This window comes from Halorubrum laminariae (genome assembly GCF_024494655.1).
Taxonomy (GTDB): domain Archaea; phylum Halobacteriota; class Halobacteria; order Halobacteriales; family Haloferacaceae; genus Halorubrum; species Halorubrum laminariae.
Genome location: NZ_JANHDL010000011.1, coordinates 15,379 through 39,300, shown reverse-complemented (window position 1 = coordinate 39,300; position 23,922 = coordinate 15,379). Strand labels below are relative to the sequence as shown.

Here is a 23,922-nt window from a genome sequence, read left to right as displayed (position 1 = left end):
TTAAGCGTCAAGGCCGTCTATCTTGATCGGGAATTCTACGATAGCAAGTGTCTCACGCTCCTTCACGCTCAGAACTACGCGTACGTGATGCCGATCGTCCGGTGGGGAAAGACGATCAAGCAGGAACTCTCGGAAGGCTGGAGTCGGGTCATTCAACACGATCTGACAGGGAAACTCGACGGTCACAGCTGGACCATCGAGTTTCCCGTCTACATCGACTGTACCTACAAAAATGGACGATACGACGAACACGGGGTGGCGCGTCACGGCTATGCCGCTGACGCGCCGTTCATCGAGACACCACGAGATGCGCGATACACTACGCGAAACGCTTCGGTATCGAGGCCAGCTACCGGCTCTCCGAACAAAGCATTGCGACGACCACGACACAAAATCCGATCGTACTGCTGTGTTGAATAGATGCTGAGTCACGGTTACAGCGGTTCACACAGCGGTTCTATGTTGCTGATGGCGAACATCAGGACAATTTCACGGAACTGCCGATACCAGCCGAGCGAGCGCTTTGTTGTCGAGTAGGATGTTTCGGCCATCCATCGCTGAGTGTAGCCATTTGCTCGATTGAGCGCGTTGTTCGCGGCTGCTTTCGCTGATGAACCGCGGTAATGAACGAGGTACTCAACGTCATGTGCGGCGATTTCGTACTCGGTATGCCAGTCTTGGAAGCCATTATCGGCGGCGACGGACCGCAGGTCGTCCGCCGGAACGCGGACGACCTGCGGTCCGATCTTCGTATCGTGCTTCCACCGTGCTGCGATGTGAACGTCGAGAACAGCAAGCGATTCCACATCGGTCAATGTCGTCACTTTCAGCGTCTGTATTATCCGTCCCGCCCGCTGGCGGAAGTACGATGACGCACGTCGCCGGTCGAAAAACGTGCTGTCGAGCGCAGCGTGACCGGACTGTGGGTGCTGCTGCGCGGAAACGCGCAGCAGCGCCCGCCACACCCACATTTTCAGCCGATCAAACGACTTGTAGATCGTCGTGTGATCGGGGAGATCGTCCCGATCTAGGCCGAGAGCGTCACGAACTTCGTCCATGTACTTCAGCCGATTCGGCGTTTCACGGTAGCTGTGGGTCTCTTCGACCCGGAAACAGTGAAGAACAACGTGGACCCAGCGGGCGAACCCGCCGCTGGCGGGCTCGCCCGCGTGCTTCCCCAACCGCTTGTTTAGCTAGGTGACGACACTGCTCAATGAAGTCGAGGATGTCGATTTCCATGGCAGGTTCGATTTCCTCGGCTTCACCCTTCTAAACCGGTGATATCGGCTGATAAGATCGCTCTTCAACAGAGCAGATCGTACGGCTGTTGTACGTTGTGATAAGCCTACTCATGCAGAATGTCTGGCGATATCTCCATTGGGAGTACGTGGCGACGCCCCGCCGTGGCGGGCGTCGCCTCTGGTCGTGGTCATTCACGGAGTTCATCAACATGCTGTGTCGGGCAGCGTGGACGGCCCTCGTGGTGCGTCGGGCCGTCCCCGCAAATCGCCCACCAGACGATCGGTTCTACCGGTAATCACTGACCGAGCACGCCTCTTCGAGAGTGGTAGCGCTGTCGCGTCGGCGGCGATCAGCCGCCGACAGCGACAGCTCCCGCTGATTCTCCATGATCCCCTCGTTAGAATCGTCAGGTCAACTGCTCCAATGCAGAACTCAGGCTTCAGAAACAGTTCGTCGGGGATGCTTTGTGAGGTACTGAACTTATCTAATATGCTTGAAGGACCGGCTAGAAAACTTTGGCTGCCACGTGGGTCCTAATGGGCTTGTTTAGACGCCTGATTTCCACACGTTCCGGCTTCTACCGAGAAGCGGCAGAAAGCCCTCACCCACTCACGTGTCGTCATTGCGTTCCTCCCGCTCGTTCGGATAGGGGTGAGGCAGCGACGCGCGAAGTGGGTTCGCCCTTTCGATCCACCAAGTGTATTCCCTGCGTAGCGGGTCTACAAATCTGGATCCCTGGCGGACTGAAAGGCCGAGGGCTTTCTGGCTATTCGTGCTGGTTGCGATTGAGGCCCTGAAACCCGCAATTTCGAGCGTCTAAACACGGTCGTCGTAAATGGAAACAGATTCGTACCGGATAAGAAAGCAACGAAATATTCGGTTTCAGAAACTCCTAATAATCGTTTACTCCCCCAGATCGGAGAAGAATTCAATATGATCGGATTGTAGATTCTGGCGAGAGAATTGCTCACCGGAAGAGGCTGGGAGATCCTCAAACTTACACATCATCTCGATAAACTCACTACGAGATTCGAACACATTCTCAGTGGCAGATCGAACTTCGCCGACGTCCTTTGCGATAGTGACGAGACCAGCACATTGGGCTTCAAGCAGGACACGGGGCAGACCTTCCCGGAGGGATGGGAGCACAAACACATCTGCTCCATCATAGAGATGACCGATATGATCTGGATCAACAAAACCGGTGAATGTCACATGGTCCACCAAGTCGTCCTCTAGATCGGGTTGTTCCCCGCTTCCTGCAATGACGAAATGCACGTCATCTCGTTTTTGGAGGATTTGGGGGATAGATTCCATCAGCAAGGAGAATCCCTTGACACGATTTAATCGTCCAACGAACAAGACTATATTCTCCTGTTGAATTGTCTCGAAGGTAGCGGCAATCCCGGGCGGTGTCTTAGTATCAGGGTTGATTCTATATGTGGCAATTGTTGGAGGTAATATACCAATATCGGACTCATCAACGCCTCGTCTAAGAAGCTGCTCCTTCCCCGCCGGTCCGAGCACAATCGACTTATCAGCGATTCTTGGCAGCCAACTGCTAATCATATTGTGAAACAAAAAGAATTTGACCTTTTGAATTCCGTTAGCAACCCTAAATGCTTCAAAAGCATCTGTGCCGTATCTATAAACAGTTGAACAACCAGCCCTCTTTCCTAGTAACGTTGTTAGCCAACCGTGTTGTGTCGGTTGACTCATTTGGACTAGAGCGTCGGGGTTATTGTTGGAAAGATATTCGTTTAGGCCAAAGATTTCGGAACGCCTCGATGTGCCCGTGAAGGTGAATTTTGAAAAATGGGGGAATCCATCATTTACTTGAGGATCGTCAGTTGCAATTAGGTCTAAAACGAATTCCTCGCTTAACATCGATCCCATGTTGGTAACATCTCTGACAACATTCGGCGCAATGTGCCCTCCAAGAAAAAATGCTATTCGTTTCATGACCATGAAGACATAAAGAGTCGAAATTCAAAGAGAGAATCAAAACGATCTGCTTTGATAGGATTAGCTAAATCAACGATCACCTTAAATCTCACGCATCCACATTCAACTTGATGAACTCTCATTTATTTTGTGAATCACATTGTCCGCACGGCGCTTGAACTGCTCAAATGAGTGGGACTCAGATACTTCCCGCCCACGTTGGGCCATCGGTTTGAGCCGTTCCGACTCTGTCAAAGCATCCTCAATGGTTTGTGCCAAATCAACCGGATCATCAGTTTCGAAAAGAAACCCATTCTCCCCATCAACAATATAGTCGTTAATACCTCTCGTGTCCGAACCAACAACCGGCGTGCCTGCGGCTAGCGATTCAATGCCAGTTGTGACATACCCCTCTCTATAAGATGGTATGATCGTAAGGAGCGACTCCCTAAATAATCGGTGTTTTTCCGAGTCGGAGACGAACCCCGGGAACGAGACATTCTGAAGATTCAACTCGTTCGAAAGAGCAACCACCTCATTCTTGAGCGGTCCGTCGCCCGCAATTACCAGATCATATTCCGGAAATTGTTGTTCCATTCTCTGCCATGCTCGAACGAGACATTCGACATTCTTCCGCTTGGAGATCCTGCCGAGATAGAGAAGTTGTTTCGAATTGACATTGAATTTATAAGAATAGTTTGATATGCCGACACACGGATTCAGAACGTGGGTCTCTAAGGGATTGAGGTGCTTCTGAACACGCTCCTCAGTACTTGCACCTGCGCATATGATCTCCACGTCGCCAAGATAATCGAGACTACGATTGAGTAGATCTATAAAAGACCCCTTTAGCCACCCACTCGTGCCACGAGCATCACTGAAAGGAGCGGTATGGAGGAACAGCGAGGTGTTGGCTTCATGTGATGAGTAAATATGAGCTGGGTAGAACGGAATCGGCGATACATCGTCTACAATGACGTCAACATTGTGCTGTTCGACGATAGAAAGAAACCGGCCCCTCCCTCGCACTGATCCAATTAGCCGGCCAATAGTTCCAGTCGGATTGGTATAAGAGAACTCGTGGAATTGAATTCTCTGATGATTTGGTTGAGAGTGAACATCACCGGCCGGTTGAGGGGAAAGATAATGGACATCCCATCCAGATATAGCCAAAGCTCTACCCAGATTCATCATCAGCGCCCCCGCTCCACCGCGAATATCTTCGATATAAGGAGTTACCTTAGACCGAATCAGTACGCTCCCTTTCGGATTATCCATTTGTGTGATAGGGCAGACGGAGGATGATGTAATTCTGTTCATATATTTTCCGAGTATTCTTAAGCAAGAAGCTCCTTATATACCTCTGTTGTTTGGCGAACGGTATCCTCCCACGAATAATTTTCTTCAACTCTCTCCCGGCCAATTGAACCAAATTCTCTACGCATTCTAGGATTCTCAACAAGGTTTGCGAGAGCAGAAGCTAATTTCTGAGGTTCGCCCGCAGGTGCAGTTAATCCAGCATCTTTTACTAGTGCCTGCAGCTGCTCCAGTTCAGATGTCACGACCGGTGTTCCGCAGGCCATGGCCTCTAGTACTGTTCTCGGTAGCCCCTCACTATAACTAGGCAAAGTAAAAATTGATGCAGTTTGATATAGATGTGGCAACCGCTCATTTGGAACCTCCCCGTGGAACGTGACGGAGGAACTCACGCCGAGTTGTTCCGCTTCTTCTTTTAAGTCTGGCAGCAATGGCCCATCTCCAACTATATGTAACTCCCAGCCTGGATAGTCCTCAGATAATTCTCCAAAAGACTGGACAAGATCGTCGACACCCTTTCCGGGTTTCAATCGCCCAACGAAAAGGATCTGTTTCTTAGATGTTCCATTGTTAGGAGTAAACCGTGTGCAGTCAATCCCGTTGTGAATGACTTCAAGGTCAGTCCCAATATTTTTCTTCTCTAGCCGCTTTCGGTCAGTGTCAGTGTAGCAAAGTACGACGTCAGCGGCCTCAAACGTGAATTTTCCCAGAGTAGAATTGAATATCGACTGTATCCAACCCGGGGCCGTCTGAGATACCAAGCCGTGGTTCGTGACAACAACTGGCTTATCCGCCCATTTGCTCAGCAGCGCTCCGATATTACTCGTGAAGTACAAGTGGGAATGGAGGTGAATGATATCGAAGTTAACAATCTTCCGACGAAGAGTCCTCGCTATCCCTGGAACAATGCTATTGTCCAGAGGGCGGAACAATTCTCGATGACGGATGAGTGTATATCCATTGCGGGATTCTCTGCGGGGTAAAGAACGGTCGCCATTGTTAGTCGTCAAAACCGTCACCTCATGACCTTGTTCGGCCTGAAGCCTAGACATATGATGAGTGTGAAGCCCCACCCCACCGACAACTTCTGGATAGATACTACTCGCAACACGCAGAATTTTCAAAGGGCGGTCCGACATAGATTAATCCCGCACCTGGATTTCCTTATTCTCGTTCACCTGCATGTCGAACAACATCGCGAACATCAGGAACATGCTCCCGATCGAGAACACGAGCAGGCTCGTCGACGCTCTGACGAACAGCGGATTCCCCACGACGACCTTCTGATACACCGACCACCCGCCACCGAGCACCCCGAACAGCGCCATCACCGCACCGAAGATGTAGAACTGCGCCAGTGGGTGGAAGTCCAACACGAGATACTTCGTCTTGAGCCGCCACAGGAAGTTCCGTAGCAACATGCCCGACACCTTGCGGATGTACGTCGGATAGCTGATCGACGACTCCTCCTCGCCGTACTTGGCCGGAACGGCGACGTCGGCAACGCGCATCCCCTTCGTGTTCAACTTTACGAGCAGGTCGTTGCAGTAGCCGTAGTACTCGTACATTGCCTCGACGCCGACGTTGTCCAGGGCGTAGTGCGAGATCGCCGTGTATCCGTTCTGGGGATCCATCGTCTTCCAGTACCCACTCGAGATCTTTGTCAGGAACGTGAGAATGGAGTTCCCGATGAAGCGGAACTTCGGCATTTCCTGGCGGTACTCCCTGTATAGCAGCCGGTTGGCCTTCGCGTAGTCGGCGTCGTCGTCGACGATGGGATCGAGGAGCTTGGGCATGTGGTCGGGATCCATCTGCCCGTCGCCGTCCATCGTGACGGTGACGTCCGTCTCGTCCTGCAGCGAGGCGAGGTAGCCGGTCTTGATCGAACCGCCGGCACCGAGGTTCTCGCGGTGCTCGATCGGGATCACGCGCCCGATCGGGTCGTGGACCTTCGCCCGCTGGGCGAGCATGCCACCGCCGTCGGCCGTGACTTCCTGCGTCTCTTGGGAGTCCGCTGGGGAGGGAACCACCGAGTCCAGCATTGGTATCTCGCGCTGGTCCTCTTTCACGCTGGTAAGCACCTCCTCCAATGTCCCGTCGGTCGAGCAGTCGTCAACGACGTAGATCCTGTCGACGAATCCCGGCATCGTCCGGATCACGTTCCCGATCAGCCCCTCCTCGTTGTACGCTGGTACGACGACGCCGATGGTGTGGTCTCTGTACATTGTCAGACTCGCTCGTAGGTGATTGCCTCGTAATCGGCCAGACGCCCGTTGAGTTCGCCCATGACGTCGACGACTAGTGGATCGTCAGCCATGCGGTGGGCTGCCTCGGTGTAGTCGATCTCGAGGAAGGAATCATGTGGCGTCGCGAGCAGGACGCCGTCGACGTCCTGGAAGGACAGCTCCGACTGAATCTCGATCCCGAACTCCTCGCGCATGGCGTCGTCCTCGGCGTAGGGGTCGTACCCCGCCACGTCGACGCCGTAGGACTGGAGCTTCTCGATCGTCGAGCCCACGACCGAGGAGCGGATGTCTCCGACGCCGGGCTTGTACGACAGCCCGAGGACAAGCACCGTGCTGTCCCGAAGGACCTTCCCGCAGTCGTTGAGCCCGCGCAGCGTCATCTCCGCGACGTGCTCGGGCATGTACTCGTTGACCTCCCGGCCCGTCTCGATGAGCTTTGGGCTGAAGCCGTTGCGCTCGGCCTCGTAGATCATAAAAAATGGATCCACCGGGATGCAGTGCCCGCCGACGAGCCCGGGCTTGTAATCGTGGAAGTTCCACTTCGTCCCGGCAGCGTCGAGCACCTCGTGCGTGTCGAGTCCGAGGTTGTCACACGCGATCGCGAGCTCGTTCACCAGCGCGATGTTGAGGTCCCGCTGGATGTTCTCGATACACTTCGCGGCCTCCGCGACCGCGATCTTGGGCGCACGGTGAACGCCCGCGTCGACGATCGTCTCGTAGAGTGCGGCGACCCGCTGGAGCGTCTCCTCGTCCTGCCCGCTGACGATCTTGACGACGTCCCGGAGCCCATGCTCGTCGTCGCCAGGGACCATCCGCTCGGGTGAGTAGCCTACGGAGAACTCCTCACCGACCGTCAGTCCGGAGGTCTCCTCGATCGCCTGCGCGAGGATCTCCCGGGTCGCACCGGGGTAGACCGTCGACTCGAGGACGACTGTCGCGCCGATCTGGAGGTGCTCGCCGATGGTGTTCCCGGCGGCCTCGACGTAGGTCAGGTTCGGGTTCTCGAGGTCATCGACCGGCGTCGGGACGGCGACGATGACGAATTCGCTGTCCCGGATACATGCCGGATCGCTCGTGAACGCGATCTCGCTCGATTCGATGGCCCGGTCGCCAAGGTCCCCCGTCGGGTCCACGCCGTTCTTCAGGGTCTCAATGTGTTTCTCGTCGACGTCGAAGCCGTGAACCTGCTGGTCCGCGACGTCGAACGCGACGGCGAGTGGAAGCCCGACGTAGCCGAGGCCGACCACCGTGATCGGACCGAACTCTCCTTCGACGAAGTCGACGTCCGGTGCTGATTCGAAAGTGCTCGTCATTAGTTGTTGGTAGGCGTACCCGTACCCCTTCCCGTCCGGTCCGAGCAGCGATCATCGCCGTTATTCAGAACTAGTGACAGCAGCCCTCTCGACCGATAGCCGAAAGCCATGCTGACCCCTATGGTTGCTGACGCTGCATCGCGGCCCCGCGTCATGTTCTGTATCTAGATGTGACCTCCCCCCCCCCATAAATGTGTCCCTAACAGAACAAGAATCGTGCCATCAATCGTTATCGCTGATAACGAGTGAATTAATCCGGAACAGGGTTCAATACCGACGACTCCCGACGATTCCCGACCCATTCACACCCACGAAGTTAGCGATGCCTACCGTCCCAGATCCCGGCATCACGATCCCGACTCGCTCACGTCCACCCACAGATACAGCTCCCGACAAACACTATCTCGAAGGCGCATCGCCTCCTACATCGCCTGCCGACGATAATCGGGGTAGGTCGATGAGCGAGTAAACGTCAATCGCCCCGCAGACGTCAAGCAGGCTTCCGAACTCGTGGAGTCGGAAGGACGAATCTAGGAGTTGACGACCAGTGGTTCGTACCAGTCGCGATTGTCACGGTACCAGTCGATGAACTCGCTGACGCCTTCACGGATGTCGCGACTCGGTTCGTAGTCGATCAGTTCTCCCGCTTTCGAAACGTCGGCGTGTGTGTGTTCGGCGTCGGCCTCACGTGCATCCGTGAACTCGATGTCGAGGCTCGGATCGATCTCGTCACGAACGACTTTCGCGAGCGTGAGAATGTCGACGTTGTCCGTCGAACCGATGTTCATGACCACACCGTCGGCGTTGTCCTCGGTGAGCAGCGTTCGATTGGCGTCGATGATGTCGTCGACGTACGTGAAGTCACGTGTCTGTTCGCCGTCGCCGTAGATGACTGGAGGTTCCCCTCGCATACAGCGAGAGACGAAGTTAGAGATGGCCATGTTCGGGCGCATTCGCGGGCCGTAAACGGTAAAGTATCGGAGAGAGACCGTGGAGAGACCGTAGACTTCGTTGTAGACGCGCGCGTAGTGCTCGCCGGTGAGTTTCGAGACTCCGTATGGGGAAACGGGCTCATTCGGGTGGTCTTCGTCGTACGGGAGGTACTCGGGTTTTCCGTAGACGCTCGAGGAGGAGGCGTAGACGACGCGGTCGACATCGTTTCGGCGCGCTGCGTCGAGGATGTTCACCGTGCCTGTGACATTGTAGTCGTTGACTTTGACCGGTTCTTCGACGCTCTTGCGGACGCCCGCCTGAGCGGCTTGGTGATAGATGATGTCAGCATCTTCAGTGAGGTCGTCGACGAGGTCCTCGTTCGTTACGGAGCCGTCGACGAATTCGTAGGAGCCATGCGAGTTTTTCGCGGCGTCGCGGGCCGTCTCGACGTTGTGGTCCTTGATACCGAGGTCGTAGTAGGGTTCGTAGTTGTCAAGAACTGTGACATCATAGCCTTCGGCTGCGAAGGTTACGGCGAGGTGGCCGCCGATAAAGCCGGCACCGCCCGTTACCAGAATGTCCATACAGTTATAACTTGAAATGGTTACAAAGGAATTGCTATTTCTCTACACTCACCGAGTATAGTCGTTAGATTCATCGTTGACGCCTCTATCATCTCACTCTACTAAGACGCTACAGATAGACGACGATCCCACGCTAATGACGTGTAGCGAGCAGAGCTACCGTTTTCGGACGATATATTCTCCTCAAAAAATAGCTGGCTCATAGGAAGCCAGCTCTGCGCTCGTATCGCTTTCAAACTGCAGCAGCTATCCATCTACATCTCTCACCCTGACAGGGTGCTCGTGGAGGGCAGAGCTCGTCCACGACCCCGTCAAGATGGGCAGTGACTCTGCCGTTTGGCGTCACCGTCCCAGACTTGAACAGGCTACTCCACAGTCACGCTCTTCGCTAAGTTCCGCGGCTTGTCGATCGCACGTCCCAGCTCATTCGCCATATGATATGCAAACAGCTGGAGCTGTGTATTGGCGAGAATTGGTGCTGTCGTCGGATGACTGTCGGGAATCTCCAGCACATGATCGGCGTATCGAGCAACATCAGTCTGCCCGTCCGTAACAGCAATAACTGGCGCATCGCGTGCTTCGACCTCCTTGACATTCCCGACCGTCTTTCTGGCTGCCTCATCATTTCCAGTGACGGTCGCGATCACGGGTGTCTCATTCGTGACCAGCGCTAAGGTTCCATGTTTGAGCTCTCCAGCTGGGAATCCCTCGGCGTGTTCATACGTGATCTCCTTGAATTTGAGCGCCCCCTCTAACGACACCGGATAGTTGTAGCCACGGCCGATGAAGAAGTAGCCGTCAGCCCCGACGTACTCTTCAGCCACCGCCGGTGCCTGCGTCTCATCGAGCACCTCCTGGAGTGCGCCCGGTAGGGCCCGGAGCGTGGCCAACCGATCGTGGATCCCATCGGTGGTACCGTTCGTCAGATGCTCCGTTAACAAGCGCAATGTCACGAGCTGTGAGGAGAACGTCTTCGTCGCCGCCACCCCAATTTCGGGCCCAGCCCGAATGTACAGCGCGTGGTCACACTCGCGGGCTGCAGTGGATCCAACCACATTCGTCACCGCGACCGTTTCGGCGCCCCGCTGGGCTGCTGTCCGTAACGCACTCAGCGTGTCTGCGGTCTCCCCGCTCTGGGTCACCCCGACGACGAGCTGGTCAGCCACGGGTGGCCGTTCGAGCGCGTATTCACTCGCGATTGTCGCCGTCGCTGGAATCCCCTGTTCGCGGAGCATCCGGGCGCCATACAGCGCCGCGTGATATGATGTACCACACGCTACCAACTGGACACCGGCCGGCTCTCGACCCGCAAGTCCATCCAGATCCTCGAGTTCAACAGTGCCCGCTTGTTCATTCACCCGACCAGACAGCGTCTGCCGGAGCGCAGTTGGCTGTTCGTGGATCTCTTTGAGCATGTAGTGCTCGTACCCACTCTTGCCCGTGTCCTCGATGTCCCAATCGACCGTCTCGACGGTCGTGTCGACTGGTGTTCCATCGAGATCCGTCACGGAATACTGTGACTGCGTTAGAGTGACCATCTCACCGTCGTCGAGATAGACCACCTGATCGGTGTATTCGAGAAACGCCGGAACGTCACTCCCGAGGAAGTAGCCGTCCTGCCCGATCCCGAGCACGAGCGGCGAGTCGTTGCGGACCGCAAACACCGCGTCCGTCCCCGCGATCACGGCCGCCAGCGCGTAACTCCCCTCCAGCTGGGCGACCGCACGCCGGAAGGCGGTCTCCGGATCGGCACCCCGGGTCCGTTCGCGTTCGATCAGGTGCGGAACAACCTCAGTATCGGTGTCACTCTGGAAGGTGACCCCCTCGGCTTGGAGCTCCTGTTTGAGCGCCTCGTAGTTCTCGATGATCCCGTTGTGAACAACTGCCACCGCACCGCTCTCGCTCGTGTGGGGATGGGCGTTCGCGTTAGTCGGCGGCCCGTGCGTGCTCCAGCGAGTGTGCCCAATCCCGAGCGAGCCAGCGATCGAGTGCCCATTCAGCGCGGCCTCAAGCGCCTCGATTTCCCCTGATCGCTTGACCACCGACAGCGACGATCCGCCGACCGCAATCCCGGCGGAATCATACCCCCGATACTCGAGATTATTGAGCCCACCCATCAACACGCTCAGCGTCTCGTTGCCCGCACCGATATACCCGATAATGCCACACATTGTTAGCGGAGTTCGACCTCGTCAGCTACGTTCGTCTCAACCCGGACGCCATCGTGAACCCGGACGCCGGAGCCGATCAACACCCCGCCACACACCGTCGTCCCCCCGCCGAGTCGTGACCGGTCGGCGATGACCGCGCCCAACTCGCGATCTGGATACACCTGGGTGTCGATTGTGACATCGTGGTCACCACCTGTAATCACACTATTTGGCCCGAAGACCACATCCTGCCCGAAGACGGCATCGACGACAGTCGAATTCGCACCGACGCGTGAACCGTCATCGATGAGTGTATTCGTCAACACGGCATTCGCACCGACCGTCGCGTTCCCACCGATTGTCGCTGCCGGCCCCACGACCGCACCAGCTCCGATTTCGGCGTCGGGGCCGACCACGACTGGCCCCTCCAGGGTGGCCGACGGGTGGACGGTCGCACTCTCGGCAACCCACACGTGCGGGTCGATGGTGGGTTCGTCGATCCACTCCATGGTGTACACCTGCTGGGCGACCGCCAGGAGATCCCACGGGAACGTCGCGTCGATCCAGAAGCCGTCGCCGCGCACACCGCGGACCGGCTGTTCGGTCTCTTCGATCAGATGTGAGACAGCCGCTGTCAACGCGAGCGTCCCGCTTGGCCGGGGAAGCGTGTCTAACACCTCGAAAATTGATGGAGTGAACGCATAGATCCCGGCGTTCAACAAGCCGGTCGGTTCGTTGCGTGGCTGCTCACGCAGCTGTGTTACGTGGTCTCCCTCAACTGTGACAACTCCGTACTGGACGGCTTTTTCGCTGTCGACGACGCTGAGTGTCGCTGCAGCCACTTGGGAGTCGTGGGCGTCTAAAACGTCGGTGATGAGCGCAGGATCGGCGATCTGGTCGCCGTTGACCACGACGAATGACTCGTCGATCTCATCACGCGCTTGCAGCAGTGCGTGCCCGCTCCCGAGTTGTTTCTCTTGGGTGTGATACGTGAGCTTGACGTTTCGATACGTCGGGCCGAGGTGGCTTTGGACCCGTTGTCGCTTGTACCCGACCACGAGGTGGATGTCAGAAACACCGGCCTCAATGATCGCATCGAGGACGTACTCGATTATCGGCCGGTTGGCCGCAGGCAACATCGGTTTTGGTCGATTCCGAGTGAGTGGCCGCAGCCGTTGGCCTTCGCCGCCGGCCAGTACGACGGCTGTCTGTGGTGCCATTACGTACATGTTTTTGGTAGTCCATATGAAAGTTTGTAACGGCAGTCGAAACCGATCAGCCGTTGCGATCCAGTGTTAACCAACGCTAGACTGTCACCTCCGTGTTGTGTTGGTTAACACAGGGAGCTCCTGCCTCTACAAACAAATTATCTGCTACGCAGGAGATGAGAGAGCGTACCGCCCCACAGAGAGTTCATGTCAGAGCAGAGGTACACAGCGGGAGCACGCTGGTACCACTCTGGGACGCTACGCCCTCACGCACATCGACACGAAACGGCTACTTTGTGATTTCGATCACAGCTCTCCTACCGCGGCAACGGCGAGTGTCCGCTCGTTCTGTCTCACTCCGACACGCGGTCGCGCGTCACAACCTCACCCGGCCCGGTCCGCTCGCCGACCCCGATCCGGACGCCGGCGTTCAGCGACGTGTTGATCCCCGTCTTCACCTCGTCGCCGACGATCACACCGAGCTTCCGTCTACCGGTGTCGACGTGGTCGCCTTTCACCGTCAGTCGGATGTTTTCGCCGTCGTGCCGCAGGTTCGCGACGTTCGTCCCAGCGCCGAAGTTGACATGGCGTCCGAGCACCGAATCACCGACGTACGACTGATGACCGACCGAGGCCCCAGCCATGAGCACCGCGTTTTTCACTTCGACCGCGTGGCCCACGTGGGCGTCGGGACCGACGACCGTCGCCCCGCGGATGTAGGCGTTTGGGCCGACCTCGGCTCCCGCGCGGATCACCACCGGGCCTTCGACGGAAACCCCGGAGCGGAGCGTTGCGCCGTCCTCGACGACGACCGGCCCGTGGAGGTGGACGCCGTCCTCGACTGTCCCCGCAAGGCGCTGGCCGTCAAGGTCGTCGAGAGCCGTCTCTGTCGCCGTGAGCAACTCCCACGGGCGGCCGACGTCGAGCCAGGTGCCGTCGTACTGCGCGACTGAGATTATCCGGTCGTCGTCTACCAACAGTTCCAGTGTCGTCGTGACCTCGTACTCGCCGCGCTCGCTCTCTGGCGTCCGGTCGAGGTACTCGAAGATGTCCGGCTCGAACGCGTAACAGCCGACGTTCGCCAGCGACGTGGGTGGGTCGGCGGGCTTCTCGACGATCCTCGCGAGCGTCCCGTCAGAGGTAGTCGAGATCACGCCGTACGAACTCGGGTCGGCGACTTCGGTGGCCGCGACCGCGGTACCGCCCGCGTCGGCGAGCGCGCGCGGGAGAGAGGGGTCAACGAGGACATCGCCGTTGAGCACGACGAACCGCTCGTCGACAACGGGTTCGGCCTGCGCGATCGCGTGGGCGGTCCCCCGCGGCTCCGTCTGCTCGACGTAGTCGACCGGGTGGTCACGGTACGACTCGCCGATTGCCTCACGGATTTGTTCGCCCCGGTACCCGGTGACGACGACGAAGGCGTCGACGACATCACGCGCGGCGTCGAGGACATGCTCCAGAAGCGTTCGGTCGCCGACCGGGAGGAGTGGTTTCGGACGCTGGTCCGTCAGCGGTCGCATCCGGGTGCCGCGGCCGGCTGCGAGTACGACTCCGTACATGGCTGGACCTGACGGACGGACGGAATTTAGCGGCTGCGGTCGGATGTTGGTTCGGCTCGGTGCTCCGACGATTGCTCAGACCGCGTCACGGCCACGCGCGACGAGGTCGCGCGCCGTCTCGAACAGCGCGTCCGCATCGGTCTCGTCGCGCGCCTCCGCGGTGATCCGGATCAGCGGCTCCGTGCCGCTCGCCCGTACGAGGAACCAGCCGGCGTCGGTCTCGACGCGGATCCCGTCAAGCGTCGAGACATCGTCGTACTCGTCGGTCGCCAACTCGGCGACGCGTTCAACGACCGCCGCCTTCGCGTCGGTCCGGATCGAGTCCCGGCGGATCGGGTATGTCGGGAGGTCATCGACGAGCTCAGCGAGTGATCCGTGGTCGGCGACGAGTGCGGCCAGCCGACACGCCGCGAGCGGGCCGTCCGGACAGCGTGTCGTCGCCGGCCAGATCCACGCGCCGCTCGGCTCGCCGCCGAAGACCACATCCGGTTCCTCGGTACGCGCGGCGACGTAGGCGTCGCCGACCGGCGTGTAGGTCACGTCGGCGCCGACCTCAGCGAGCGCGTCCGCGACGAGGAGACTCGTATCGACCGGGACTGCGACGCGGTCACCAGCGCTCGCCTCGCGGCGGGCGAACAGCGCGAGCAGCGCATCGCCGGGGACAAAGCGCCCCTGCTCGTCGATCGCCATCATGCGGTCAGCGTCGCCGTCGTGGACGACCCCGAGATCGGCATCGGTGGCGGCGACGACCTCACACGCCGTCTCGCAGTTTGCTGCCGTCGGCTCACTCGGCCGTCCTGGGAACCGACCGTCACGCTGGCCGTTGAGCGTCTCCACGTCGCAGCCGCCCGCAAAGAGTGCGTCCGCGGTGATGCGCCCGACGCCGTTCCCGAGATCGACGACGACCGACAGGTCGTCAGGGAGCGCGACCGCCTCGCAGAGCGCGCGCTCGTGGTGCGCTCGCGCGTCATCGACACGGGTTGCCGTCCCGATCGCGTCGTGAGCGGCAAAGGTGAACGCTTCCTCGCCGACGATCTCCGTGATCCGATCGTTTCGCTTCTCGTCGAACGCCTGACCCGCGGCCGTCCAGAGTTTGATCCCGTTGTCGGGTGCGGGGTTGTGCGACGCGGTGACGACGACCCCTGCATCAGCGTTCTTCCGAATAACTGCGCGGGCGACCGTGGGCGTCGCCTCGACGCCGACGTCGATCACGTCGGTCCCACACTCCGTGACCCCGGCCGTGAGCGCCTGGACGAGCATCCGCCCGCTGTCGCGAGCATCTCTGCCGATCACGACCGTCTCCGCGCCATCTGTCGCGAGTGCGCGGCCGATATCGAGCGCGAGATCGGCCGTGAGCACATCGCCAACAGGACCGCGGACACCGCTGGTACCGAACATATGCGGTCATTGGTATCAGCTCAAAAGACTGTTCTGGATACCTCAACCCACCGAGACAGACGAGAGGCAAAGCGCGCAAGTTCGTAGACAGATTATATAAATACGGACGGTGAGTTTGAACCATGGCCGATGATAAGGGATCGAAACCGCTTACAAAGAGACTCGGATTGTGGCTCCACCGCACGCTTGTCCGATTCCGGTTGCTCCCGAGGCAACCCAAAGAGCCGAACTCACAAAGCCAGTCGGAGACGGAACATCTGATCGGGGATCTTGATTTCGACGATCAGTGGCAGATATTTCGAACAGGATTCCTGACCGTTTCGACGCTCTTTGTTGTGGATCTTCTCGCTCTCGCGGCGCTGTGGATTCTCGTTGGTCCCACGACACAAGAACTTCTAATTGGAACGATCGGACTCATGATACTGAATCTAGTTGTTTCGCTGTGGGTGCTTATGCGAGTACGACGGTCCGTCGTCGATTCACTCTTTGATATCTGATGGACGCAGACGAAAACGAGAGCCAGATGGAGCTGGTCTCCTGTCTTACCCAAGAGGTCAAAGACATCGACCGGCAGCTCGCGAGTGTAATGAATCAGTCAGTCTGAACGGTCCTCGTTTCACGGATGGAACAGCACACCCCACGTTTCCGCTGTTAATCCCCGGAATCTCGGCTCTTCAGACAGTCTCTCGCAACTGTCTCTTCACGGCCCGAACACGGGCTCCCCTCGTTTGGAGTGAGCTTCGCAGAAGACGAGAGACGGTCCAACCGGGACCATACACACGGTAGGTTGGCAGACCACAACATGAAATATATAAAGAGTCGATATCACTAACCTCTTGTTAGCTCTAACAGACAGTAATAGCACTTAATTCTCTATTTTTGCTGTTTACTTATTACCTTTACCATTATCTATATAATATGTTAGTATAGTAGTAGTGTAGAATATCTCGAGACGAACTGCTGGTTAAGTTCTAGATCCTTTCTGGTCTAGCTCTCTCTGTAGAAAAGACAGTTTGAGACAACCTCGACAAGACGAGAAGTGAAAATCAAAATTAGCTGTATGCAGGCGCTAAGCCCCCACCCTCAACGAGTACCGCAGTCCGCGCCAGCGGACAAGGAACGCAGTAGGGTAGGGATACAGCGCCGTCATCGTTTGTTTGCACGTTCTGCGCCACATTTACCACCCCCGCCGTTGAATGGTGTAGTACGATGCTCACCACACTGCTGACGGTGTTCAAGCGCGACAAGAAGCGCGCACTGTCGGTTGTGGCTGAGTGTCCACCCGGTAGGAGTGGGACACTCCGAACCACCCGTAAAGGGAAGTCGCCTGCGGAGTCTCGAGCCGCTGTGTCCACGTCGGATACAAGCTCTGACACAGAAACAGGAAGCCCTGTCCTCAACAAGCGAGGGGCGGGTAGCCCCGAGCGCAGTAGGGCAGGGTAGTTCACATCGAACTCACCCCATAGATTACTTCGTTTGGAATTTCTCGGCTTCACTGCGCTACCGATTCCCTTGGCAGACTCACTCCAAATGAGGGGTCCCTCCCTCTATCAATTCTCTAATAGACTCACTCCAAATGAGGGGTCCCTCCCTCTATCAATTCTCTAATAGACTCACTCCAAATGAGGGGTCCCTCCCTCTATCAATTCTCTAATAGACTCACTCCAAACAAGGGGTCCCCTACATCAGATACCCGAGATGCTCACTCCAAACGAGGGGTGGGGTTCAACCGCCTCTCACTCAAAACTAGGGGTGTTTGCCTCTCATCTATCCCCGTAAAAAGTCGACTAGGAACCAATATAATCAACAAACTCACTCCAAATTAGGGGCGGCAGATTTATGGCCCCTACGCACAACCCGGAACCATGGGCGACTCAGGCGAAAGCGGATTCTCGGTCGACCAGGTGATCGGTAACTCACCACGAATCTTCCAGAACAAGTCTCTCGTCTCGGTCGGTACTGTCCCCGACGAAGACCGAATCGTCGGACGACAGGAAGAGATCACGGATGTCGCACTCAGCCTCGAGGATATTATTTACAACGACGTTCCTGACAATATTCAAATATACGGTAAGACCGGCACCGGGAAGAGCCTCGTCTCACGACACGTCTCCTCAAAAATTGTCGAACGTGCCCAAGAAAACGGCGTCCACGCGACCAATATATACGTCGACTGTAACGCAAGCAACACCATCACGCGCGCTTCGCGAACGCTGTTCTTCTCTATTTTCGACGAACTAGACGAGAAATACGGGTTGAAAGCTCAGCCCAGCATCTCAGAACCACCCAAACGCGGAGTCGGGTGGAAAACGTACACCGAGGAGCTCTGGGATATCATCGACGACTACTACGATGGGCTCATCATTATTCTCGACGAGATCGACCTCCTCGAGGAGTTCAACCAGCTGCTTCACGCCCTCTCCCGCGCCCGTGAAAACGAAGAGATAGACACCTACATCTCTATCATCCTCATCAGCAACAAAACCACCCAATTCAAGAATAACGTTAACCAGCGCGTCAAAAGCTCGATGGGTGGGTCCGAATTCGTGTTCTCAGCCTACAACGCCACCCAACTGGAAGATATCCTCGAGAATCGTCGCGATGCCTTCGAGGAAGGCGTCCTCGGCGACAACACGATCGGAACAGCAGCAGAGCTCGCCGCCGACGAACACGGTGACGCCCGAAAAGCGATCGAGTTGCTAAACAAGGCCGGGATGATGGCCCGACGAAACATGGACGAGACCGTCACCGAAAACCACGTCACCGAGGCAAGAGACCTCGTTGAAGCGGATCTCCTATCGAAGAGTATCAGTACACTCCCAGATCAAGCAAAAATCGTACTATATACGCTGACAAAGCGGCTTAACGGAAGAGGCGACACCGTCTCAACATCGAAGGTTTACGATCGCTATCAGACCGTCGCGAAGGATGTCGAATCAAACGTCCTCGGGTACCAGCGTGTCTCGGACCTCCTGGACGAGTTGGAGTTTTTGGGCGTCACGATGAGTGAAACAAAAGGCCGCGGCGACAGACGCGGGATCAAGAAAGACCACGAGCTCAACCACCGCCCCGCAATCGTGCTCGCAGCTACACTCGCTGAAGACCCACGACTTCAGGATCTCGAGAGTGTCTCTTCGCCCGAAGACATCCTCCAGTGACATTCTGAGACCCACCGACTTCGAAATGAACACCCCAACTTCGAAGTGAAATCATGTCAGGAGCGTTCCCACGTTGATACTCGTCCAAGTAGTCTCCATGCGGTTGTCGATACGCACTCACCAGCCCCGTATCAAGCGTGTTCACAGCTGTTACAGGTAATCGAGTTCGCCAGTCGGATTGGTCAACTGCGTTTGGTTCACGTCGTTGAGGCGGTACCTCCTCATAGCACAACAGAAGTTGAGACCGGCCTTCTCAATGCATGTGGCAATCCGGCGCAGTTCATAAATAGTATGAAGACGTAGACTGGGATAGAACGATGGCACGAATCACCGGGTCATATCCAGACGATCTTGACCTCCTCATTGAGGGGGCTGTCGAGGCTGGTGTGTTTGGCGGCAAGAGTGATGCGTTACGGGAGTTCGTGCGTGAATACTTCGAGGACAACGAGAACGAACGTATTGCAGCTGCGGTCGCCCTCTACGAACGCGAGCGGATCACACTCGGCGATGCTGCGAGGCTTGCTGATGTTGACCGGTGGACAATGCGGGATATCCTCCGTGAGCACGGTGTCGAACTCCGTCTCGGACTCGTTGACGAAGACGACGCAGCTGACGAGGTAGAGGCAGCAAGCGAACTCGAATTCGATGATGAGGACTCGAACGACGGGGAGTCACGCGCGAAATGACAGGTGATGATATTCCAGCGAATCCGAGCGTTCTGAACACGACTGTCCTCTCGAATTTCGCGTATATCGACCAACTGTGGGTCGTTGCAGGACTCTCTGGAATCTGTGCGGTTCCAGTCGTTCGCGAGGAACTCGAAGACGGCGTCGACGACCATCCGTATCTTCAGTCAGCACTCGATACACTCGACGGCGAGATTCCAGTCGCGACGATTTCGGATACGGTCGCGAATAGAGAAGCAGTCGTCAGGGGCCATCTCGATCCTGGCGAGGCCCAGGCGTTCGCCTTGGCGGACGCAGCGGACGGTCGCCTACTGACCGACGACGGGGATGCCCGGTCGTTTGCGAAAGATCAGGGCGTGACAGTTGTCGGGTCGGTCGGGGTTCTGTTGGCTGCAATCGACGCTGGGAAGATCGATGAAGCGACTGCTGACGAGTGGCTGTCGACGTGGATCGACGAGATCGGGTACTACGTGCCGTATCGGACGATCTCGGAGTATCGATGAGGAACTCGCTCGGAGTTCGAAACGCCTGATTAGTGTGACCGTGAACACGTCGATTACCAATGAGTGAAGCCGACAGACGACTGTCCGAAGAGAGCGAGCAACGGTTTCTGGATCTGTATGCCCATCTGTTGGTGTATGTCAACGATCGATTCGAGGTCATCGAAGAGATCGAAACGGTCGCAGATCTGGAACAGCACTACACTGACGAACTTCTCCCGCTCCGAAACACGCTGTATAACGAGTCAACGACGGATCTGATAGAGGACTTCGTTGAACAGAATCCTGCCGACCTATCGGGGGCTGACCTCGAACAGGTCGCAGCGTGGACTGACTTCGTCGCCGGAGAGTTCGTCGTCGTCCGCTATCGAGCGAACGATGCGATCTTTCTCGATTGGACAGAACCGCCGAAAGCATACGCAGTCCGCCCGGCTCGGCTTCCGTTCGCCGAACTGTGGGATGAATCCGCACTTCCAGTCCCGGTTTCGAGTGTCGCTCTGCTGCCGTTCGAAGGCGAAATCGTCTACGATGGATGGGTCGGAGTCAAGAACATCATCTTCGGAGGGTCGCTCAGTACCGACATCGACGACGAGTACGAGGAGGCCAAACATCGCTTCGGCATAATCGACTCGCTTCCAGCACCCGAGGAAGACGAAAAGACGGACGCCGAAGAGTTGCGCTTCTACATGAAGAACAAGCGTAATCGAGAGCGATACGCGTCGGAGATCGAGCAGTTGCGGCAGAAAAGTGACAAACTGGAGCGGATTTACCACCAGGAGATGGGAAAGGCCCGTGCTCGAAGCTTGGGGCGGGAGCTGCGTGAATTAGGACTCAACGAGGCCTATGTGGCGATTTACGATGACCGAACCATCACTAGTGCTCCCTCCGAATCCGAGGTTCGCGAGCTCCTTGAAGAGATTATGCCGACGGGGAAGGCTGATCACCCCTACATCTACCACTTCGATCCCTGAACGAGAGGCAGAAGCCTACTGGAGTTGCGTGACAGTCGACGTGATTTCGCTTTTGATCGGTTCACTGGAGAACTCGAACACTCTGTCTCCGACACCGAAGGCGTACTTCTGGTAGGAGACATCGACGTGAATCCAGCATTCGACGTCGCTGTCTGTCGCCTCATACTCGGCTTCACTTGTATTCTCTCCGTGCTTCAGCACATCGACAGGTACTCTTCGATACGTGGCGCATTCGTGATTCGCAAGAGATGGTCGCCAGCGATGTTGTCCAACACGTCGGCTGGGGTTCCGTATCCTTCGCCGACGAGATAGAACTCGCCGTTGTACTCGTGTGAGTCGATCTGAACGCGGAGTGCGTACGTCTCAGCCATATCGGTAGTTCCGAAGAGATACGTATTAGAGAGTCTATACGGAGACTAGCCGCCGATGGCCGCGTTGTGAACAAGATTTAGTCGGGATGGGGCAAAACCACAGTATATGTCTTTCACCGCCAGTTGGCACACGCTTCTCGACGAACTCGACGACCTTCCCGAAGGAACAACGCTCATCACGCCGCTCTCCCATCACCGATTTTGTATTACTGAGGCACAGGAAGCTCGCGTCATCATCCACTTCGAAGACAGAGACGAGACGCGGCCGCTCCAGCGAGACCAGTTCGAAACGCTTTATCGACGGATTCAGGATGCCCCGGACGGGTTTGACCTTGATCGTCTCCCGGCGGATGCCGATCCGTATCCTGCGGTGTGGAGTGTCCATCCACGATTCGAGGTTGATGAGGATGCTAGTGTTATCACCCAATCAGAAGTTGCGACCGCAACGCAAGTAGTCGACGCGGAACAGGAACTAACGGACGAGGACCGAATTGAACCCGACGGACTGGATGTCTACTCGGACGCGCTCCTCCTCATTGACGCACTCGAACGTCACGATGTGACTGATCTCTCTGAGTTGGACACAGATGCGTTGGTGAATCTCTATACGCTGCTCTCGGATGTCCAGCGGGATGCCAACGAGTTCCGTCAGGAGGTAGCTGATGTCCTCCTCGCCCGCCTTCATCACGACCGTCCGGTTTCCGGGCAGTATGGCTCGGTCCAGCGGACGAGCCGCCGCAATCGCTCGCTCAAAGACGACGAAGAGGTGCTGGAACGCCTCGAGAACGCTGGCATCGACCGCGAGCGTGTACTGAGCGTCGACCGCTCGAAAGTCGATGAAGCACTCGAGGTGACCACACTCTCTGAATCGGATGTCTACGACATCGAGGAAAGCGAGTACGTCCGTAAGGCAGAGGTCGATGAAGACGTGAAAGAATCTCGGCTCCAGGGGTTGAAAGACCGTCTCGCCACCAGCGAGGACGACGAAGCTGAACAACTTCGAGACGAGATCGAAGACCTGGAGCAGCGTATCGACGACCTCACGAGCTTCCGCACGGGTACGGAGATGCAAGGATGACTGCCTACCGATTTCGCGTCAAATTCGATCCGGACCCAACATCGTTGTGGCGAGATATCGTTGTCGGGGCGGATAGGACGATCGCTGAATTCCAATCAGCAATCAACCCCACATTCGGGCTCGATCAGAGCCATCTCTGGTTTGTCGGCGACGACGAGGACTACTGGGACAGCACTGTCAAATACCAGTGCCCGCAGGAGTATGAGGAATCACTTGGTGGCGACCCAGTGTTGCGTACCGAGCGGGTCGAGAACGCAGGCGATGTGACGATCGGTGAGATGACTCGTCAGCTCGGTCTCGAACAGTACGACCGCATCTGCTATCTCTACGACTACGGCGACGAGTGGCGCTTCTATGGTATTCTGAAAGAGGTTCTCAGCGAGGAACCGAGTGACACAGAGCCGGAAGCCGTGAACGAGAAGGGAGACTCAATCGACGACCAGTACGAGCCGTCAGGGGCCGATGAGCGCGGCCCTCCTCTGCCTGATCCGCTGTATTCTGTACTTCCAGAAACCGCTGTGCCCGTTGCGGACCTCCGTGAACTGGAGGAGTACGAGGATATCGTTCACGTCATCCCGTTACTCAGCATCGAAACCGGGTTCGGAGCAGTCTGTGAGCGGTTCGCGATTCAGTTCGAGGAGACAGGATACGTCCTCGAAAATTTCCAGCCAGGCTGGCAGATCGTCGAGGAGGTCGACGGCGCAAACAAGACCGAAGAAGAACTTCTCGCCGCGCTTGCGGACGCAGTTCGCGAGTGGCACGCTGAGATCGCGGAAATGTCGGGAGCGATGACGGGACAGCACTTCGGCGAGGAGACTGTCGAAGCGATGCACGTCGAACTGGAAGCCGAACTCGAACGCAAAGGGTACGGCCACCTGTTGTAGTAGTCGTCTAGCACTCTGTCGATCTGGACGAATTCTTGTGCGCGTCCTCCTGATTCTCCCATAGTCGATCTCATCGCATTTCCGAGAGCGGTGGCGAGAGATTTCAAGTCGTCACATTAGTCGCTTAATCGACTATTTTGTCTCTCTAGTGGAGCCATAGCTTTCTCGTCGAACAGTACCGCCGCACAAACAACGTATCAGCGAGCTTGTGGTTGGTAGAAATCGAGATCCCGAAAACGTGGTGGCTCACGCGACAAATTTTCCATATATCGATATACAATTTATCACCCCGTGTTTAACGTCTGATTCAAGGGTAGAAGTCCTTTACACTCCAATATCGCGGGTTTAGCCTCTCCAAATTTTCTACTTGTGCTTAATCG

At 56.8% G+C, this 23,922-nt stretch carries 17 protein-coding genes and 4 pseudogenes; 9 read left to right on the top strand and 12 right to left on the bottom strand.

Annotated elements, in window-relative coordinates; translation table 11 throughout:
* Window positions 1-410: pseudogene (locus NO887_RS14790) on the top strand (ISH3 family transposase); the annotation flags it as partial.
* A 24-nt stretch (window positions 411-434) separates the two neighbouring features.
* Here NO887_RS14790 and NO887_RS14785 read toward each other — a convergent pair.
* Window positions 435-1,239: pseudogene (locus tag NO887_RS14785) on the bottom strand (transposase).
* Between the two features lie 76 nt (window positions 1,240-1,315).
* Here NO887_RS14785 and NO887_RS14780 point away from each other — a divergent pair.
* Window positions 1,316-1,537: pseudogene (locus NO887_RS14780) on the top strand (ISH3 family transposase); the annotation flags it as partial.
* 608 nt (window positions 1,538-2,145) lie between these two features.
* Here the strand turns inward: NO887_RS14780 and NO887_RS14775 are convergent.
* The 10 genes from NO887_RS14775 to glmM all read right to left on the bottom strand — a co-directional run bounded on the left by NO887_RS14775 (window position 2,146) and on the right by glmM (window position 15,894).
* Entirely contained in the window at window positions 2,146-3,210 is a 1,065-nt protein-coding gene (locus NO887_RS14775; protein WP_256418982.1) for a glycosyltransferase family 4 protein, read from the bottom strand.
* A 99-nt stretch (window positions 3,211-3,309) separates the two neighbouring features.
* Window positions 3,310-4,464, bottom strand: a complete 1,155-nt coding sequence (locus NO887_RS14770; RefSeq protein ID WP_256418981.1) for a glycosyltransferase family 4 protein — start codon at window positions 4,462-4,464, stop codon at window positions 3,310-3,312.
* Between the two features lie 59 nt (window positions 4,465-4,523).
* Complete coding sequence (locus tag NO887_RS14765) at window positions 4,524-5,642, bottom strand: glycosyltransferase family 4 protein (protein WP_256418980.1); 1,119 nt, start codon at window positions 5,640-5,642, stop codon at window positions 4,524-4,526.
* Window positions 5,643-5,645: 3 nt separating this feature from the next.
* Window positions 5,646-6,728, bottom strand: a complete 1,083-nt coding sequence (locus NO887_RS14760; protein WP_256418979.1) for a glycosyltransferase family 2 protein — start codon at window positions 6,726-6,728, stop codon at window positions 5,646-5,648.
* 2 nt (window positions 6,729-6,730) lie between these two features.
* A complete protein-coding gene (locus tag NO887_RS14755) occupies window positions 6,731-8,062 on the bottom strand; it encodes a nucleotide sugar dehydrogenase (RefSeq protein ID WP_256418978.1) in 1,332 nt (443 codons plus the stop codon).
* Between the two features lie 530 nt (window positions 8,063-8,592).
* Window positions 8,593-9,579: an NAD-dependent epimerase/dehydratase family protein gene (locus NO887_RS14750; protein ID WP_256418977.1), complete on the bottom strand. Its 987-nt coding sequence runs from the start codon at window positions 9,577-9,579 to the stop codon at window positions 8,593-8,595.
* A gap of 365 nt (window positions 9,580-9,944) precedes the next feature.
* The gene (glmS, locus tag NO887_RS14745) at window positions 9,945-11,750 is read right to left on the bottom strand and encodes a glutamine--fructose-6-phosphate transaminase (isomerizing) (protein ID WP_256418976.1); all 1,806 of its coding nucleotides are present in this window, start codon (window positions 11,748-11,750) and stop codon (window positions 9,945-9,947) included.
* A 2-nt stretch (window positions 11,751-11,752) separates the two neighbouring features.
* On the bottom strand, window positions 11,753-12,949 hold the full coding sequence (locus NO887_RS14740; protein WP_256418975.1) for a sugar phosphate nucleotidyltransferase: 1,197 nt from the start codon (window positions 12,947-12,949) through the stop codon (window positions 11,753-11,755).
* 341 nt (window positions 12,950-13,290) lie between these two features.
* Entirely contained in the window at window positions 13,291-14,496 is a 1,206-nt protein-coding gene (gene glmU / locus NO887_RS14735; protein ID WP_256418974.1) for a bifunctional sugar-1-phosphate nucleotidylyltransferase/acetyltransferase, read from the bottom strand.
* A 75-nt stretch (window positions 14,497-14,571) separates the two neighbouring features.
* On the bottom strand, window positions 14,572-15,894 hold the full coding sequence (gene glmM / locus NO887_RS14730; RefSeq protein WP_256418973.1) for a phosphoglucosamine mutase: 1,323 nt from the start codon (window positions 15,892-15,894) through the stop codon (window positions 14,572-14,574).
* A gap of 122 nt (window positions 15,895-16,016) precedes the next feature.
* Here glmM and NO887_RS14725 point away from each other — a divergent pair, with 122 nt between their 5' ends.
* The 5 genes from NO887_RS14725 (at window position 16,017) to NO887_RS14705 (ending at window position 21,209) form a co-directional block, all read left to right on the top strand.
* Window positions 16,017-16,391, top strand: coding sequence for a hypothetical protein (locus tag NO887_RS14725; RefSeq protein ID WP_256418972.1), 375 nt, complete (start codon window positions 16,017-16,019; stop codon window positions 16,389-16,391).
* Window positions 16,392-17,759: 1,368 nt separating this feature from the next.
* Window positions 17,760-19,052 carry a Cdc6/Cdc18 family protein gene (locus tag NO887_RS14720; RefSeq protein WP_256418971.1) on the top strand — a complete coding sequence of 431 codons (1,293 nt, stop codon included), beginning with the start codon at window positions 17,760-17,762 and terminating at the stop codon, window positions 19,050-19,052.
* A gap of 317 nt (window positions 19,053-19,369) precedes the next feature.
* Window positions 19,370-19,738, top strand: a complete 369-nt coding sequence (locus tag NO887_RS14715) for a UPF0175 family protein (RefSeq protein WP_256418970.1) — start codon at window positions 19,370-19,372, stop codon at window positions 19,736-19,738.
* Entirely contained in the window at window positions 19,735-20,241 is a 507-nt protein-coding gene (locus tag NO887_RS14710; protein ID WP_256418969.1) for a PIN domain-containing protein, read from the top strand. The genes NO887_RS14715 and NO887_RS14710 overlap by 4 nt, the downstream gene beginning before the upstream one ends.
* Window positions 20,242-20,300: 59 nt before the next feature.
* Window positions 20,301-21,209: a hypothetical protein gene (locus NO887_RS14705; RefSeq protein ID WP_256418968.1), complete on the top strand. Its 909-nt coding sequence runs from the start codon at window positions 20,301-20,303 to the stop codon at window positions 21,207-21,209.
* Window positions 21,210-21,224: 15 nt separating this feature from the next.
* Here the strand turns inward: NO887_RS14705 and NO887_RS18605 are convergent.
* Window positions 21,225-21,580: pseudogene (locus NO887_RS18605) on the bottom strand (hypothetical protein).
* Between the two features lie 106 nt (window positions 21,581-21,686).
* Here NO887_RS18605 and NO887_RS14690 point away from each other — a divergent pair.
* Both NO887_RS14690 and NO887_RS14685 read left to right on the top strand, forming a co-directional pair.
* A complete protein-coding gene (locus NO887_RS14690) occupies window positions 21,687-22,658 on the top strand; it encodes a DUF7983 family protein (protein ID WP_256418965.1) in 972 nt (323 codons plus the stop codon).
* Window positions 22,655-23,542 (top strand): plasmid pRiA4b ORF-3 family protein, encoded by an 888-nt coding sequence (locus NO887_RS14685; protein ID WP_256418964.1) that lies wholly within the window; start codon window positions 22,655-22,657, stop codon window positions 23,540-23,542. Before NO887_RS14690 ends, NO887_RS14685 begins: the two co-directional genes overlap by 4 nt.
* Window positions 23,543-23,922 lie beyond the last annotated feature (380 nt).